The organism is Stutzerimonas sp. VN223-3, assembly GCF_045999685.1.
GTDB lineage: Bacteria > Pseudomonadota > Gammaproteobacteria > Pseudomonadales > Pseudomonadaceae > Stutzerimonas > Stutzerimonas stutzeri_AR.
In genome coordinates this window covers 187,507-201,900 of sequence record NZ_RBEC01000002.1, presented here as the reverse complement: position 1 = coordinate 201,900, position 14,394 = coordinate 187,507, and the positions used below count along the sequence as shown (strand labels likewise).

14 protein-coding genes are annotated in these 14,394 nt (G+C 63.0%); 2 read left to right on the top strand and 12 right to left on the bottom strand.

Annotated elements, in window-relative coordinates; translation table 11 throughout:
* Positions 1–14: 14 nt before the first annotated feature.
* On the bottom strand, positions 15–1,292 hold the full coding sequence (locus tag D7241_RS09765; protein WP_408101359.1) for a tetratricopeptide repeat protein: 1,278 nt from the start codon (positions 1,290–1,292) through the stop codon (positions 15–17).
* A 112-nt stretch (positions 1,293–1,404) separates the two neighbouring features.
* Here D7241_RS09765 and D7241_RS09760 point away from each other — a divergent pair, with 112 nt between their 5' ends.
* On the top strand, positions 1,405–2,484 hold the full coding sequence (locus D7241_RS09760) for a GlxA family transcriptional regulator (RefSeq protein ID WP_408101358.1): 1,080 nt from the start codon (positions 1,405–1,407) through the stop codon (positions 2,482–2,484).
* Between the two features lie 123 nt (positions 2,485–2,607).
* Here the strand turns inward: D7241_RS09760 and D7241_RS09755 are convergent, their stop codons facing one another.
* Positions 2,608–4,575 (bottom strand): AAA family ATPase, encoded by a 1,968-nt coding sequence (locus D7241_RS09755; RefSeq protein WP_408101357.1) that lies wholly within the window; start codon positions 4,573–4,575, stop codon positions 2,608–2,610.
* Positions 4,576–5,264: 689 nt separating this feature from the next.
* Here D7241_RS09755 and D7241_RS09750 point away from each other — a divergent pair.
* Positions 5,265–6,026 (top strand): substrate-binding periplasmic protein, encoded by a 762-nt coding sequence (locus D7241_RS09750; RefSeq protein WP_408101356.1) that lies wholly within the window; start codon positions 5,265–5,267, stop codon positions 6,024–6,026.
* A gap of 320 nt (positions 6,027–6,346) precedes the next feature.
* On the opposite strand, the gene apbC is transcribed toward D7241_RS09750, so the two are convergent.
* The 10 genes from apbC to D7241_RS09700 all read right to left on the bottom strand — a co-directional run bounded on the left by apbC (position 6,347) and on the right by D7241_RS09700 (position 14,374).
* The gene (gene apbC, locus D7241_RS09745) at positions 6,347–7,447 is read right to left on the bottom strand and encodes an iron-sulfur cluster carrier protein ApbC (protein WP_408101355.1); all 1,101 of its coding nucleotides are present in this window, start codon (positions 7,445–7,447) and stop codon (positions 6,347–6,349) included.
* 126 nt (positions 7,448–7,573) lie between these two features.
* Positions 7,574–8,350 carry a ferredoxin--NADP reductase gene (locus D7241_RS09740; protein ID WP_408101354.1) on the bottom strand — a complete coding sequence of 259 codons (777 nt, stop codon included), beginning with the start codon at positions 8,348–8,350 and terminating at the stop codon, positions 7,574–7,576.
* Between the two features lie 45 nt (positions 8,351–8,395).
* Positions 8,396–9,403 carry a YeiH family protein gene (locus D7241_RS09735; protein WP_408101353.1) on the bottom strand — a complete coding sequence of 336 codons (1,008 nt, stop codon included), beginning with the start codon at positions 9,401–9,403 and terminating at the stop codon, positions 8,396–8,398.
* A complete protein-coding gene (locus D7241_RS09730; protein ID WP_408101352.1) occupies positions 9,400–9,711 on the bottom strand; it encodes a gamma-butyrobetaine hydroxylase-like domain-containing protein in 312 nt (103 codons plus the stop codon). Before D7241_RS09730 ends, D7241_RS09735 begins: the two co-directional genes overlap by 4 nt.
* Before the next feature lie 10 nt (positions 9,712–9,721).
* Entirely contained in the window at positions 9,722–9,901 is a 180-nt protein-coding gene (locus D7241_RS09725) for a hypothetical protein (protein WP_408101351.1), read from the bottom strand.
* Between the two features lie 18 nt (positions 9,902–9,919).
* On the bottom strand, positions 9,920–10,243 hold the full coding sequence (fdxA, locus tag D7241_RS09720) for a ferredoxin FdxA (RefSeq protein ID WP_131651429.1): 324 nt from the start codon (positions 10,241–10,243) through the stop codon (positions 9,920–9,922).
* A gap of 321 nt (positions 10,244–10,564) precedes the next feature.
* A complete protein-coding gene (locus tag D7241_RS09715; RefSeq protein ID WP_408101350.1) occupies positions 10,565–11,524 on the bottom strand; it encodes a HEAT repeat domain-containing protein in 960 nt (319 codons plus the stop codon).
* Positions 11,525–11,534: 10 nt separating this feature from the next.
* Complete coding sequence (locus tag D7241_RS09710) at positions 11,535–11,768, bottom strand: ferredoxin family protein (protein WP_025240110.1); 234 nt, start codon at positions 11,766–11,768, stop codon at positions 11,535–11,537.
* 117 nt (positions 11,769–11,885) lie between these two features.
* Positions 11,886–13,622: a fumarate reductase/succinate dehydrogenase flavoprotein subunit gene (locus D7241_RS09705; RefSeq protein ID WP_408101349.1), complete on the bottom strand. Its 1,737-nt coding sequence runs from the start codon at positions 13,620–13,622 to the stop codon at positions 11,886–11,888.
* 8 nt (positions 13,623–13,630) lie between these two features.
* On the bottom strand, positions 13,631–14,374 hold the full coding sequence (locus D7241_RS09700) for a GntR family transcriptional regulator (RefSeq protein WP_408101348.1): 744 nt from the start codon (positions 14,372–14,374) through the stop codon (positions 13,631–13,633).
* Between the last annotated feature and the right edge of the window lie 20 nt (positions 14,375–14,394).

Sequence of the window (14,394 nt, the reverse complement as noted above, 5' to 3'; positions counted from 1 at the left end):
ACATCCCCCTCGTTTCAGTGCACGCTGCGCTGCCGAGCAAAAATCTCACGTTCACGCAGCAGGGCGCGGTTCAGGTTGTCCTGACCGCTGCAGCGTGCCGCGGCGATCAGCGTCTGGTCGATCAGGTCACGTTGCGCGTGACTGCCGCCGAACAGCTGGGCCTGATTGCGTACCGGCCGCAGCACCTCTACACAACGCGCATATTGACCATCGACGAACGCCACTATTGCCTCCACACCCGGCGCCCCGACCGCATGAGTGAAGCGCGCATTGTCATCATCCTGCTGGCAGGCGCGTTGCTGCGCCTCGCGCAGCTGAGCCAGCAGGTCGTTGCGACCACTGCATGCAAAGGCCATTGCCGCATGGAAGTCGTTAAAGGCGTAACGGCCGTCCATTGCCATCGCCGCCCAGCGCTCGGCCACGTCTACCCAGCGATTGCCGACATCCGCTCCGCGCAGTTGCAGGCGCCAGAGAATGGAACTGGCATCGATCAGCTCCAGAGCCAGCGTGCCTTTATGGCCGTCGATCGGTCCGTCGTATAGAGCCAATGCCGTGTCGAAGTCGTCCTGTTCCACATAGTGCAGCGCCAGGTGCCACCAGTTGTGCACGGCGAGCATGCTGTCCTGCTGCCACGCCGAATTGCCGCGCATCCAAGCGATGCCTTCCTCGCGCCGGCCCTGCATCTCCAGCACATGCGCGACCGCATGCTGGGCCCAGGCGTCGTCGGGCTGCAGCGATATCGCTTCACGGCCAAAACGCTCGCCAAGAGAGTAGTCGCCTGTTTCTTCCAGGCCGAAGGCATACATGCCGAGTAACGCGTGATAGCCAGGAACGGCCATGGACCAATCCGGCAGTACTCGGGCGATGCGATCACGCAGCATGCGTGCGTCGCCGGTAAAAAAGTCCAGTTGATGGCCCGCCTGTAGCGCCAGCAGATCATGCGGATAGTCGAGGCTGAGGTCTTCCAGTGCGCGTCCCGCAGCATGCCAGCGACCATCGATCAGTAACTGCAACGAATGGATATGGCGCGCCTCGCGGTCGTTACGCGGCAGCGCCAGTGCGTGCTTCAAGGAGGCCTGCGCAACCGGTATTGCGGCCGCTTCGGTGCCTAGCATGTAAAGCCAAGCATGCAGGACATAGCCCATCACCAGTTCGGGGGAGGCCTCAAGAGCGGCTTCGGTGCTCGCCAGCGAATCGGTGCGCAGGCAGCGGAACTGCGCGAGGGCCTGGTCAAGCAGGGCCTGCGCCTGGCCATTGCAGCCGGTCAGTTGGCAGCCATGTGCGTCTTTCATTGTTCTATGCTCCATGAGTCCAGTTCGTTGGCCGGTGCCAACGGAGCCTATAGTCGAGGTAGCGGGCAAGTCGGACTAAAGCCATCCTGGAAACAAAACGGCCATTTCCGCCATGACACGCTCGGATCATGCTGAAAGCCTGTCACCCCTGACCGTCGCCCTCCTGGCGACACCGGACAGCACGGCCTCAACGCTGTTCGGTCTCTACGATCTGCTGTTAGGCACCCGCCGCGACTGGCAGCAGTTGATCAACCAGACCGATGTCGAATCACCCTTTTTCCCGCTGATCGTCAGCCGCGACGGGCAACCGCTGCGGGCATATAACAGTATTCCGATTCAGCCTCACGCCAGTCTGAGCAGCGCGCCGCCGGTGGATGTGGTGATCGTCAGTAACCTGGCGATCAGCCCCTTCGAGCCGCTGGACGACCGCTATGACCAGGAGGCTCAGTGGTTGCGTGAGCGTTATGAGGCCGGCGCGACGCTGGCGTCGGCCTGTTCGGGGGCGATATTGCTGGCCCGCACCGGCTTGCTGAAAGGCTGCGAAGGCACTTCGCACTGGGGCTATTGCGACTGCCTGCGACGCGAATATCCCGAGGTTCACTGGCAGCCGGACAAGGCATTGGTTACTACGGGGGTCGGCCAGCGGCTGGTGATGTCGGGCAGCGGCAGCAGCTGGCACGCGCTGGCGCTCTTTCTCATCGCGCGTTTCATCGGCGCGAGAGAGGCCATGGAGGTGGCGCGGCTGAACCTGTTCGACTGGGATGCAACCAGCCCTCTCGCCTATGCCGCGATGATGCGCACCGGCCAGCTTGCCGATCCGGTCATCGCCCGCTGCCAGGAGTGGGCTGCGCAGCACTACGAGGCCGAAGCGCCGGTGGCGGCAATGGTACGGATCAGCGGCTTGCCGGAACGGACCTTTCAGCGCCGCTTTGGCCAGGCCACCGGCCTGTCGCCCTTGGATTACGTACATACCCTGCGGCTGGAGGAGGCCAAGCAACTATTGGAAAGTGGCGACCTTCCGGTCGAAGCCATCGCCTGGGAGGTCGGCTATCAGGATGCCGGATTCTTCGGGCGGCTGTTCCGGCGCAAAGTGGGCCTGACGCCGGCGCAGTACCGCCGGCGCTTCGGCGTGCTGGCGCGGCGCTTGGCGGGTGTGGCGGCGCTGGAGGCCGCCGTGGTGGGCTCGCATTGAGCGGCTCGACGCCCGGCGTCAGCCACGAATCTGCCAGCCCCGACGTGATGTGCATCCACGGCAACCATGCGCAGTGTTACCCGCGTTAGTAAAAGCCCTCGGTTTGGGTGGTGAGCTTCTGGTTCAAAGCATTCCCGGACCGTCATCCTCGGGTTGCTCTATCGGCGCCAGCTCGAAGTGCTCGGCGTGTTCCATGGCACTGGCCGCGACGCGGTCGATGCTGCTCATGGCATGGCCGATGATCGAGCTGACGCTGGCGTCGTGATGATGCTCGGGCAGGCGATCGATAGCTGCCAGTACTTCTTCACCCGGCACGGTTTCCTCGGCCAGTAGCTTGTCGGCGACCTCGTCCAGCGCTGGTTTGAGCCGCTGCAGCAACGCCATGCATTCACGGTCCAGTTGCTTGAGCAGGTTATCCGCCGCGCGAATCGATTCGCCGGAATCGAACTCGATATGCGCGTCGCGCACGGCCTGCAGGCTCAGTAACGAGCCGGTTGGGCCCATCCCAAGTGCACCGACCATCGACAGGGCGATCTTCGAAGCTTCTTGCAGATCCTGGCCGGCTCCGGACGACACCTCGTGGAAATACAGCTGCTCGGCACCACGCCCGGCCAACAGCATCTGGATACGGTTGCGCAGTTCGGATTCCATATGCAGGCGCTTGTCTTCCACTGGTGTCACCAGCGTCACGCCTAGTGCCTGGCCGCGCGGCAGGATGGTGACCTTTTCCACCCGACCCACCTTCAGCGCTGCGGCGACCAGCGCGTGGCCGGCTTCGTGCACGGCGATGCGTTTGCGATCGCTCGGCGACATCGGCGTCACGCCCGATGGCTGTTCGCCTATGCGGCAGGTTTCCACGGCGTCGACGAAGTGCGCCATGGTCACCGCCGTCGCCGCGCCACGTGCGGCGAGCAGGGCGGCATGGTTGACGATATAGGCGATGGCGGCCGGCGTCAGGCCGACGGTGTTGCGTGCCAATTGAGCGAAATCCAGTTCCTGCTCGGCGCGGATCTTGTCTGCGTAGAGACGGAACAGCGCCTCGCGGTCGTTCAGGCCCGGCAGGCCGACCGCGATGGAGCGGTCGAAGCGCCCCTCGCGCACCAACGCTGGGTCCAGCGAGTTGGGGAAGTTGGTCGCGCCCAGCACCAGCACGCCGCTGGCGCCATCGAAGCCGTCCATCTCGGCGAGGAACTGGTTGATGATGCGGTTGCTCTCGGCGTCGCTGGAGCGCTGCTGCTCGGCGCGCTTGCCGATGCCGTCGATCTCGTCGATGAAGATGATGCATGGCGCCTGCTTGCGCGCAGTGCGGAACAGCGCCTTGACCTTCTGAATGCCAACACCGAAGTACATCGACGAGAAGTCGCTGCCGGTCACCTGAATGAAGCTGGCGTTGGACTCGGTCGCCAGTGCCTTTGCCAGTTGGGTCTTGCCGGTACCAGGCTCGCCGGTCAGCAAAACGCCTTTTGGCGGACGCGCGCCCAGCGCAGCGTAGGCAGCGGGGTCGCGCAGATAATCGGTGACGTCGCTGAGCGCCTGCTTGGCTTCGCTGGCGCCGATGACGTCGGCAAAGCTGATGCCGCTGCCCTTGCGCTGTACGCGGAAGGCCTGGCTTTTGATCGCCAGATAGCCGAGTGCGCCGACCAATAGAAGAATGAAAGGTGCATAGGGCACCAGAACTTTGTACCAGGGCGCCTCGCCGTCGGTATCGAACAACGTCAGCGGGAACAGCTGGCCTTCGCTACTGGCGTATTGATCGAGCAGCAGCTGGGCGACACGCCCAGACTGGTCCGGCACCCAATAGCGCAGGCCATCGTGCCGGCTGATATAGACCGCGTCCTTGCCTAGCGCGGCGCTGGCGATAGCCGCGACACGCAAATCGCCCATCAGCACGGACAGATCGCGGCGGTTGGCTTGCCAGGGATCGGTTGAATCCTGCAGGGCTTCGAGCATGCTGGCAGCCGCACCTGTCGCAGGGGTGGCCGGAGCGGCGGGTTGAAAGTGCCAGAAGGCCACACAAGCGGCGATCAGCAACGACATGAAAACGGAGAGCACAGGGCCGCGGCGGCCTTGTAGCAGACGTGGTTTTTTCATTTCACAATCCAATCGGGAAGCCCGATGTTTCGACAAACAACCGCCCAAGGGCGGACCACTGTTGTACGCGGGAGACCCGCGACGCCAATCGCATGGCGTTGGGCAGTACGGGCTAGTTGGATGCGATTTATATGCCGGACTGCGGTTCGGATTGTTCGGTTCCGATAGCCGGCGAGCATACGGCAAGTGCCACCATGCGCGGGGCAACGCGACGAATGGCGCCTGGATTTACGACGAATGACCGTTTGCTCGTAGAACTAAATGTTCACGGCACTCTTTGAGAAAGCCGGAGCGTATCAGTCGGGTCGCCGATTGATGCGCTGGCTTTAGGGGAAACGGTCGATTTGGCGCTGCGGAGGCCGAAACGAGTCCATTGATACCGAATGAGGAAATGGGATCGAAATAAAAAACCGTTTCTATCCCCAACGCGACGATACCTGGCTGCTTATCGTTCAAGGCAATGTTTGGATGAGGTGCGATGAAGCTTTTTATGGGACCTAAGTTCAAGCGCTCTTATTTATCAAGTGCAGGCTCGGGCCATTCCAGCCTAAAGTCGGCCCGCTGGTTCAGCTAACACGCATTGGTGATGCAGGAGCCCATTTAATCGCGCCGGATTTGTCTGGATTGCTGCGCCAAAGGGTGACGGCTTGGATTCAAAGGGGCTTCGAATCGAAAACTAGGGATTAGAAATGCATATAAAAAATAAAAAACTTAGCTTCGCTTTCGTGACTTTATTGTTCGCGTTTTTACCTTCCGCTTTCGCCAACAGCGACGACGTAAAAATCAACCTGCTAACGCAGAACTTTCCACCGTTCAGCATGGCCATTGACGGTAAAAACTTCGCGCGAGAGGAGTCGATTGACGGCATCGATGCAGATGTCGTGGCCGAACTCTTCAAACGGGCAGGTATCGACTATGAAATGACGCTTCGTTTTCCATGGAACCGCTTGCAGAAATTAGCCGAGCAAAAGCCTGGTTTCGCCGTGTTTTCCCTTAGCCGCACGCCGGAGCGCGAACCCAAATACAAATGGGTTGGCCCGTTGAGCGAGATTCAGATCGTGCTGTTGAAGATGCCTGGAAGCCCTATTCAGCTTGCCAGTCTTGACGACGCGAAGCAGTACCGCATCGGCTCGAAGGACGGCAGCGTAGGCAGTCGATACTTGATCAATCGCGGATTTGAGCTTCACAAGTCCTTGATCAATACGCCGGAAAAACTCAAGGCTGGCAAATTCGACTTATGGGCGACAACCAATCCGTCCGGCGATTACGAAGCGATACAAGCTGGGATCGGTTCTCTGGAGGTTGCGTTGACCCTGAACAGGGTCGATCTTTACCTGGCGCTGAATAAAGAGACACCCGACGAAGTAGTGCAGAAACTCCAGCGCACCTTGGATCAGATGAAGCAAGAGGGACTGCTGCAAAAGGCTACGCAGCGCTACATGGATAACTGAGTTAGATAGACGCAAGCGGCTCGTCAGCATTACGCCGCGCACAGCTAGCTTGATTGGCACCGCGTCGGCGGTGCACTGGCGACAGTGATTGCCAGCCAATCCCTGAACAATGGCCCTGCCGTCGGGTTGCGGGGTCTCTTCAGCAGCGCCACGGTGAACATGATCTGCCCGCGCTGATAATAGCCGCACTGCACCACCCTCATCGGCCTCGCTAATCTGCTCGAAAGTGACGTCTTGCGAGCATTTACCTCTCTGACTGGCAGCTTATCCGGATACGACAAATCACCCGGCGGGGTGCGCTTAGCTGGCCCGCCGGTTGGTCAGGCCTCGATCACATTTGGCAGCGATGCCTGTGTTTCTCTGCTGCGCAGGGACAGCCTAGCAGCGGCCCGTCGGGCGATGTTCAGGTAGGCCTGCGCCAGGCTACCGTGGGGGTCGCTGACAAGAACGGGAAGGCCGTCATCGGCGCCGATGCGAATGCGCATGTCCAGTGGCAGCTCGCCAAGCAACTCGCTGCCGTACTGCTCAGCCATACGTCGCGCGCCGCCGCTGCCGAAGATGTGCTCCTCATGCCCGCACTGACTGCAGACGTGCAGGCTCATGTTCTCGATGATGCCGAGCACTGGCACGTTGACCTTCTCGAACATGCGCAGGCCCTTACGCGCATCGAGCAGGGCGAGATCTTGCGGTGTGGTGACGATCAGCGCGGCGGAGACCGGCATCTTCTGCGCCAGGGTCAGATGGATATCCCCAGTGCCAGGCGGCAGATCGACGATCAGGTAGTCGAGCTCCTGCCAGTGGGTTTCTTGCAGCAGCCGGGTCAGCGCCTGGGTGATCATCGGGCCGCGCCAGATCACCGGTGCTTCTTCATCCACGAGAAAGCCGATGGACATGCATTGCAGTCCGTGGCCGAGCATCGGTTCCAGCTTGCCGTCGCGGCTTTCCGGCATACCGGAAAGGCCCAATAGGCGCGGCTGGCTGGGACCGTAGAGATCAGCATCGAGCATGCCGACCCTCGCGCCATCGGCGGCCAGGGCTAGTGCGATATTCGTCGCGGTGGTGGACTTGCCCACGCCGCCTTTGCCCGAGGCGACCGCGATCAAATGTTTCACGCCAGGCACTGCCTGGGCCGTGACCGGCGCGGCAGTGACGGTCCAGTCGATCTCGATCTTCACCGAAGCCGCATTGGTATGGGCCAGAAGCAGGGCCTTCAGCGCCCGGCTCAGTGACTCGCGGTAGCCTTCTGCTGGAAAGCTCAGCTCAAGACGCAGATGCAGGTGCGTACCGTCGCTGCGCAGCTCGCGTACGGCTCCGGCACTGATAAGGTCACAACTGAGGCAGGGTTCGACCCACTGTGACAGGGCTTGTTCGGCCTGCTGTGTCAGACCGATGCTGGGTGTCGCAAAGCGGTGAAGGGTCATGGCGTGCTCCAGGGCTAAATTGAATGGCTTTTGTAGGAGCGAGGGGAACGCCGAGGCTTTGCTCGCGGACCCCAGGCCACGCAAAAGCTTCGCGAGCAAGCTCGCTCCTACAGGCCCGTCTCAGTTTCATTTCTCGACGAAAGCACGTTCGATCACGTAGTCGCCGGGTTCGCCCTGCTGCGCCGACGCTTCGAAACCCATCTCGTCGAGCATGCCGGTCAGCGCGTCGAGCATCGCCGGGCTGCCGCAGAGCATCACGCGGTCGCTGTGCTTGTTCAGCGGCGGCAGGCCGATGTCGGCGGCGAGCTGGCCGGTTTCCACCAGCGTGGTGATGCGGCCCTGATTGCGGAACGGCTCGCGGGTGACGGTGGGGTAGTAAATGAGCTTGTCGCGCACCTCTTCACCGAGGAATTCGTGCTCTGGCAGCTCGTGAGTCAAGTAGTCGTGGTAGGCCAGTTCACTGACCTCACGCACGCAATGCACCAGTACGATTTTGTCGAAGCGCTCGTAGGCTTCCGGGTCGCGAACGATGCTCATGAACGGCGCGAGGCCGGTGCCGGTGCCGAACAGATAGAGGTGTTTGCCGGGCCGCAGGTCGTGCATGACCAGCGTGCCGACCGGCTTGCGGCTGACCAGGATCGGGTCACCTTCCTTGAGATGCTGCAGGCGCGAGGTGAGCGGGCCGTCCGGCACCTTGATGCTGAGAAATTCCAGGTGCTCGTCGTGGTTCGCGCTGACGATGCTATAGGCACGCATCAGCGGCTTGCCCTCGACGCCGAGGCCGATCATCACGAAGTGACCGTTCTCGAAGCGCAGGCCCGGATCGCGGGTGGTGGTGAAGCTGAACAGGGTGTCGTTCCAGTGACGAACGCTGAGAACGCTTTCGGTACCGATTGCAGCCATGGCAAAACCTCCAACAGTCAATGGGAAACGAGGCAGGAAAAATCGTCAGGGCGAAGCCAGCGCCATCATCGTCATCGCACTCAACAGCAGGCCGACGCTGAGCACCACGAGCAGCAGCATCGGTCGCCAGCCTTGGGCGAAAAGCTCGCTCAAAGTGGTGCGCATGCCGAGCGCCGCCATGGTAACCAGCAGGCACGCATTGGATGCAGCGACGAGCCCTTCGCGCAAACCGGTCGGCAACCAGCCGAGGCTGTTAAGTCCGAACAGGGCGAGAAAACCGAGCAGAAACAGAGGGAATTCGGCGCGGCCGGAATCGCCGCGGCGTAGTAGCCAGCCAAGCAGCAGCACCAGCGGAGCCAGCAGGGCGACGCGCAACAGCTTGGTCAGGGTGGCGACATCGCCGGCTGTCTCCGACACCAGGTAGCCAGCGCCGGCGGCCTGGGCGACGTCGTGGATGCTGGCGCCGAGCAGCAGGCCGCTTTCGACGTCGCCATAGCCCAGGGTGGCGAGCAAAGGCGGGTAGACGAGCATCGACAAGGTGCCCAGCGCGGTGACGCCGACCACCACACCGAGCAGCCGTCGATCCTCCAGCCGGCCAGCGGGAATCACCGCCGCCACCGCGATTGCCGCCGATACACCGCAGATCGCCACCGCCACGCCGGCGACCAGGCTGTGCAGGGTCGGCAGGCCCAGCCAGCGGCCAAGCAGTAACGCGGCGCCGATGGTCAGCGGCACGCTGGTCGCCACCATCAGCAGCGGCAGACTGCCAACGGTCAGCAGTTGCTCGACTCCGATCCGTGCGCCGAGCAAGGCCACGCCGATGCGCAGGATCTGCCGGCTACAGAACGTCACGCCAGCCTGCATGCGCGCATCGGCGGCCTGATTGGCGAAACCGAACCCCAGCAGCAGCACCAGCATGAGCGCGGGCGCGCCGTAGTGTTCGGCCAGAAAGCTGCCGGCCAGGGCCAGCACCATGCACAGCGCCGCGCCGGGATACAGCCGACAGACGACGGCGAAGGGCGGCGCGAGCAGTTGCTGGGCGCGCGTGTTCATTGCAGGCGCTCGCCCAGTTCACGCAGATAGGCCCAAGGATACAGGCCACGGTAATGGCCGTCGCTGAAGTGAAATTGCACGCCGCTGACGCCGGACACCTCCAGCCGATCGACGCCGACGTCGGCATCGATGAGTGTCAGCATGCCGCGTTGCTGCGCCTGGGCGCACATCGAGCAGGCGCAGGACTTGCGCAGCGCCAGGCAGCTGAGCTGGCTGCGCACGCCGTCGGACCAGAGCACTTCGAGCATCTTTTGCGCCTTGCGCAGGCGGATTTCCGTGGGTGGGGCGATCAGGGTCTGGGTGGTCATGGGCAATTCCTCAAGCAATCTTGGAAAAAGTGCGTAACAGGCGCGGCGGATACCCGTCCGGCATCATCAGGGCAGGGGTTTCCGGGGCTCTGACAGAGCGGCTCTGGTCTTCCACCGGCCGGGCGCTGCCGATCAGCGCGGCGCTGCCGATTACCAACGCCAGCAGGACACAGCGAAACCAACTCGTCATGACAAGTTCGGGCACAGCTCAGCGCTCCAGAAACTGCAGCTTGTCGCCCTGATCGACCCAGGTGTCGGCTTCGGCGAGCGGGCTGTTGGTCTGGGTGATCACCGGCCAGACTTCGGCCAGCTCGGCGTTGAGCTCGATGAAATGGCTCTGATCGGCCGGCAGCGCGTTGTCGGCGAAGATCGCGTCGGCTGGGCATTCCGGTGCGCAGAGGCTGCAGTCGATGCAGGTCTCGGGGTTGATCACCAGAAAGTTCGGCCCCTCGTGGAAGCAGTCCGCCGGGCAGACTTCGACGCAGTCGGTGTACTTGCAGCGGATGCAGTTTTCAGTAACGACATAGGTCATCTCATACACTCCTCTGTTGCGGCCGGCCCCTCACCCCAGCCCTCTCCCCGGAGGGGAGAGGGGGCAGGAGCGGCGCGGATCTCGACGGCGGTGCAGGGGCGGCCTTTTTGCGGAGCCCCGCACCGTCGCGTCGAGTCTGTAAATCGCTTAACGCGCCAAATCTGTAGGGCGGGCTTCAGCCCGCCGAATGTGCTTGGCGGCAATACCGATCGGCGAATTGCTCGTCGCCCTACGTCTTGTTCTTGGCTCCTCTGGTGCGTCTTGCCCCTCACCCCAGCCCCTCTCCCAGAGGGGAGAGGGGGCGGAAGCACAGCGCTGATCTCAGGCGGCGGCGTCGAGTTTCGACATGGCCCAGCGCGCCAGCTTGCGTACGTCCGGGTCCGGGTCGTCCATGGCGGCTTCGACGAACGGGCGGCCGTCGCTGTGGCCGATCGCGCCGAGGGCACCGATGGCGGCCTTGCGCAGGTTGCTCATCGGGTCGCGGGCACAGATGCCGAGCGCCGGGATGGCGCCGACGGAGCCGAGCTTGCCGAGGGCGTCCACCGCTTTTTCACGGACCTGCCAGAAGCTGTCGTGTGTGGCATCGACCAGCGGCTGCAGCGCCGCCTGGTAATTGAGCTTGCCGATGCTGACCGCCGCTTCGACGCGCACCTGCCAGTGCTCGTCATGTAGCAGGCCGACCAGTGTCGGGCCGACCTGTTCGGGCGTGGCGTATACCAGGGCGCCGGTGGCGGCGCGGCGGACTTCGGCGTCCTCGTCGTGCCCGGCGCGCTCCATCAACGCGGGTAGGTTTTCGGTCTGCTTGAGCCAACCGAGCACCGCTACTGCCTCGCGACGTACGCCGGCATCGGTTGCCTGTATGCGCCGTAGTGCCGGCGCCTGCGCGGCCGGATTGCGCAGCGGTTTCACTGCCCGCAGGATGCCGGCGACGACGAAGGGGTCGTCCGTGCCCTCCAGCGCTTCGAGCAGCGGCATGGCGGCGGCCGGGTCTTTCAGATCAGCCAACGCGTGGGCAGCAGCGTTGCGCACCACCTCGTTGCTGTCCTGCAGGGCAGCGATCAGCGCGTCGGCGATGTCCACCGCGTCGAACTCATCGACCACCTTGGCCGCTTCCTGACGCACCGCGGGGTCGGGGTCATTGAGTGCGAGGATCAGCAATTCGGCGGCTTCCGGCTCGCCGCAATCGACCAGCTCAAGTACGGCAACGCGACGGATGCCGGGGTCTTCAGACGCCAGGTTTTCAGCAATTTCCTGCAGCATCGGATCGTCATAGGTCTTCATCAGCGGCTCCTCAGCGCAGCAGGTAGGGAATGTTCACCTTGACCGCATCGGTCGGGCAGTCGGTCTCGCAGGGCATGCAGTACCAGCACTCGTCGTATTTCATGTGCGCCTTGCCGGTGTCCGGGTTGATCCACAGGACGTCCAGCGGGCAGACGTCGATGCAGACGCGGCAGCCCTTCTCGGCGATGCATTTCTCTTCATCCACGACGACCGGGACGGCAGAGCGGTGGTTGGCTACGGGCATGGTGTATCTCCTCGGTTCCAGTCGAGCGGGTTCGGGGCGACCCGCTTCGCTGTAGGGGCGAATTCATTCGCCCGTTTGGCATCAGGTTGCGGCCGAGTGAATACGGCCTTACGGGTATCAGGCATTGGCGGCCTTTTTCACCCGCAGCTTGCTGTAGGCGTCCTTCTCTTCGCCCAGCGGGACGACGTAGTCGGCGACCGGGCGCTTACCGTGGGCCATCTGGCCGTTGGCGTCCTTGAACAGGCGGCTGTGGTAGAACCACTCGGCGTTGTCCTGCTCGGGGAAGTCGACGCGGTAGTGGTACAGGCCCCAGCGCGATTCGGTGCGGTACAGCGAGGCGCGGGCGGCCATCTCGGCGCAGTCGATGATCGATTGCACTTCCAGCGCCCGGAGCAGTTCATGGGGATCGGCGGCGGCGAGCTTCGGCACGTCTTCGCGCACGGCGAGGATGCGCTCCAGGCCAATCTCCATCTTCTTGGTCACTTTCGGCGGCTGCAGGTAGTCGTTCACCAGGCGGCGCACTTTGTATTCCATCTGCTCGGGTGGAATGCCGTCCTTGACCAGGAGCGGCGCCTGGATGCGCGCCAGCTCGGCGGCGATGAAGGCTTCGTCGAGCACGGGCTCGCTGCGCTCCTTGACGAACGTCGCCGCGCTTTCGCCGCAGATCTGTCCATAAACGAAGGCGCCGAGCATGTAGTTGTGCGCCACCGAGGCCATGTCGCCGGCGCCGTAGAGACCGGGCACGGTGGTGGCACCGGTTTCGTCGGTCCACACGCCGGAAGCGGAATGACCGGAGCAGAAGCCGATCTCGGAGATGTGCATTTCCACCATGCGCTGGCGATAGTCGATGTGGCGACCTTCGTGGAAACGGCCGCGGGTCGGACGCTCGTTGGTGTGCAGGACGGTTTCGATTTCCTGGATGGTTTCCTCGGCCAGGTGATCGAGCTTGAGGAACACAGGTCCCGTGCCGGATTCCAGCTCCTTGAAGAACTCCAGCATCATCTGTCCGGACCAGTAATCGCACTCGATGAAGCGCTCGCCGTAGGCGTTGGCAGTGAAGCCGCCGAGCGGACCGGTGACGTAGGCGCAGGCCGGGCCGTTGTAGTCCTTGAGCAACGGATTGACCTGGAAGCACTCCAGATTCACCAGGTCGGCGCCGACGTGGTAAGCCATGGCATGGCCGTCGCCGCAGTTGGCCGGATTTTCGTAGGTGCCGAACAGGTAGCCGGAGTTCGGCAGGCCGATACGCCCGGCGGCGCCGGTGGCCATGATCACCGCCTTGGCGCGGATGATGATCGGCTCGGCGGTGCGGGTGTTCACCCCGATCATGCCGGCGATGTTGCCGTCCGGATCCTTCAGCAGGCGGGTGGCCTGGAAGCGGTTCTCGATCTCCACGCGCACGCGGCGCAGGCGGCGGTAGAGGATCTTCTTGACGTTATGGCCTTCGGGCATCGGCAGCACGTAAGTGCCCAGGTGGTGCACCTTCTTCATGTCGTAATCGCCGGTTTCGTCCTTCTGGAAATGCACGCCCCAGGAGTCGAGCTTTTCGATCATCGAAAACGAGCGAGTCGCGTAGGCCATCAAGGCCGGCTGGTGGACGATGCCGTCATTGGCGATGGTGATTTCCTTGACGTACTGCTCGGGCGTGGCGTGGCCGGGGACCACGGCATTGTTGAGGCCGTCCATGCCCATCGAAATCGCGCCGGAGCGCTTCACGTTGGCCTTCTCCAGCAGGATCACCTTGAGGTTCGGGTCCTGCTCCTTGACGGTCACGGCGGCCATCGGGCCGGCGGTGCCGCCGCCGATGACCAGCACGTCGGTGTCGATGACTGGGATGCCGTTGATAGTGGTCATGTTGCCTCCTATTTCCGATCCACTCGGAACTGGTATTTGAATGCGTCGCCGCGGTAGCAGAGGTATTCGAAGTCGATGGGGCGGCCGGTGCGGTCGTGGGTCAGCCGCTCGACGCGCAGGATGGGTTCGCCCGGCTTGAGGGCCAGGTAGTGCTGGTGTTCCTCGTCGGCCAGGGTGGCGTCGAGGCTGATGTCGGCGCGCCCGAGGGCGATGCCGAAGGCGTTTTCCAGCAGCGGAAAGATGTCGCCGGACAGGTCCAGGCCGAACAGCCGCCGGCCGATGTCGAGGGGGAAATAGCTGTTCTCGACGCAGACGGCGTCGCGGTTGAGGTAGCGCACGCGCTTGACCTCGACCACCTCTTCGCCCGCCAGCAGATGCAGCGCGGCGATGACGGCCTTGGGCGGTTTGCGCTCTTGAATCGACAACAGCCGCGCCGTGGCTTCGTAGCCCTGTGCGGCCATGGCCTCGCCGAACCCCTGCAAACGCTGAACGTTTTGCACGGCCTTGGGCTTGCTGACGTAGGTGCCCTTGCCTTGTGCGCTGAACACTAGCCCTTCGTTGTGCAGGTCGCGCAGCGCCTGACGAATGGTGATGCGGCTGACGCCAAAGGCGTTCATCAGCTCGTTTTCCGAGGGCAGGCGTTCATGCACGACGTAGCTGCCTTCGAGAATCTTGCGCCGCAGGTCGTCGCGAATCTGCACGTACAGCGGCAGTGGCGACTGGCCGGGGGCGAGTGATTGGGTGCCTTTCATTGGGTGAGCTCCAGCCTGTC

Excerpts from the sequence above, each read along its gene's own strand:
- D7241_RS09755 (WP_408101357.1), bottom strand. The coding sequence starts at position 4,575 with ATGAAAAAACCACGTCTGCTACAAGGCCGCCGCGGCCCTGTGCTCTCC.
- D7241_RS09715 (WP_408101350.1), bottom strand. The coding sequence starts at position 11,524 with ATGAAGACCTATGACGATCCGATGCTGCAGGAAATTGCTGAAAACCTG.
- D7241_RS09700 (WP_408101348.1), bottom strand. The coding sequence starts at position 14,374 with ATGAAAGGCACCCAATCACTCGCCCCCGGCCAGTCGCCACTGCCGCTG.
- D7241_RS09725 (WP_408101351.1), bottom strand. The coding sequence starts at position 9,901 with ATGACGAGTTGGTTTCGCTGTGTCCTGCTGGCGTTGGTAATCGGCAGC.
- D7241_RS09740 (WP_408101354.1), bottom strand. The coding sequence starts at position 8,350 with ATGGCTGCAATCGGTACCGAAAGCGTTCTCAGCGTTCGTCACTGGAAC.
- D7241_RS09765 (WP_408101359.1), bottom strand. The coding sequence starts at position 1,292 with ATGAAAGACGCACATGGCTGCCAACTGACCGGCTGCAATGGCCAGGCG.
- fdxA (WP_131651429.1), bottom strand. The coding sequence starts at position 10,243 with ATGACCTATGTCGTTACTGAAAACTGCATCCGCTGCAAGTACACCGAC.
- D7241_RS09730 (WP_408101352.1), bottom strand. The coding sequence starts at position 9,711 with ATGACCACCCAGACCCTGATCGCCCCACCCACGGAAATCCGCCTGCGC.
- apbC (WP_408101355.1), bottom strand. The coding sequence starts at position 7,447 with ATGACCCTTCACCGCTTTGCGACACCCAGCATCGGTCTGACACAGCAG.
- D7241_RS09735 (WP_408101353.1), bottom strand. The coding sequence starts at position 9,403 with ATGAACACGCGCGCCCAGCAACTGCTCGCGCCGCCCTTCGCCGTCGTC.
- D7241_RS09705 (WP_408101349.1), bottom strand. The coding sequence starts at position 13,622 with ATGACCACTATCAACGGCATCCCAGTCATCGACACCGACGTGCTGGTC.
- D7241_RS09710 (WP_025240110.1), bottom strand. The coding sequence starts at position 11,768 with ATGCCCGTAGCCAACCACCGCTCTGCCGTCCCGGTCGTCGTGGATGAA.
- D7241_RS09760 (WP_408101358.1), top strand. The coding sequence starts at position 1,405 with ATGACACGCTCGGATCATGCTGAAAGCCTGTCACCCCTGACCGTCGCC.
- D7241_RS09750 (WP_408101356.1), top strand. The coding sequence starts at position 5,265 with ATGCATATAAAAAATAAAAAACTTAGCTTCGCTTTCGTGACTTTATTG.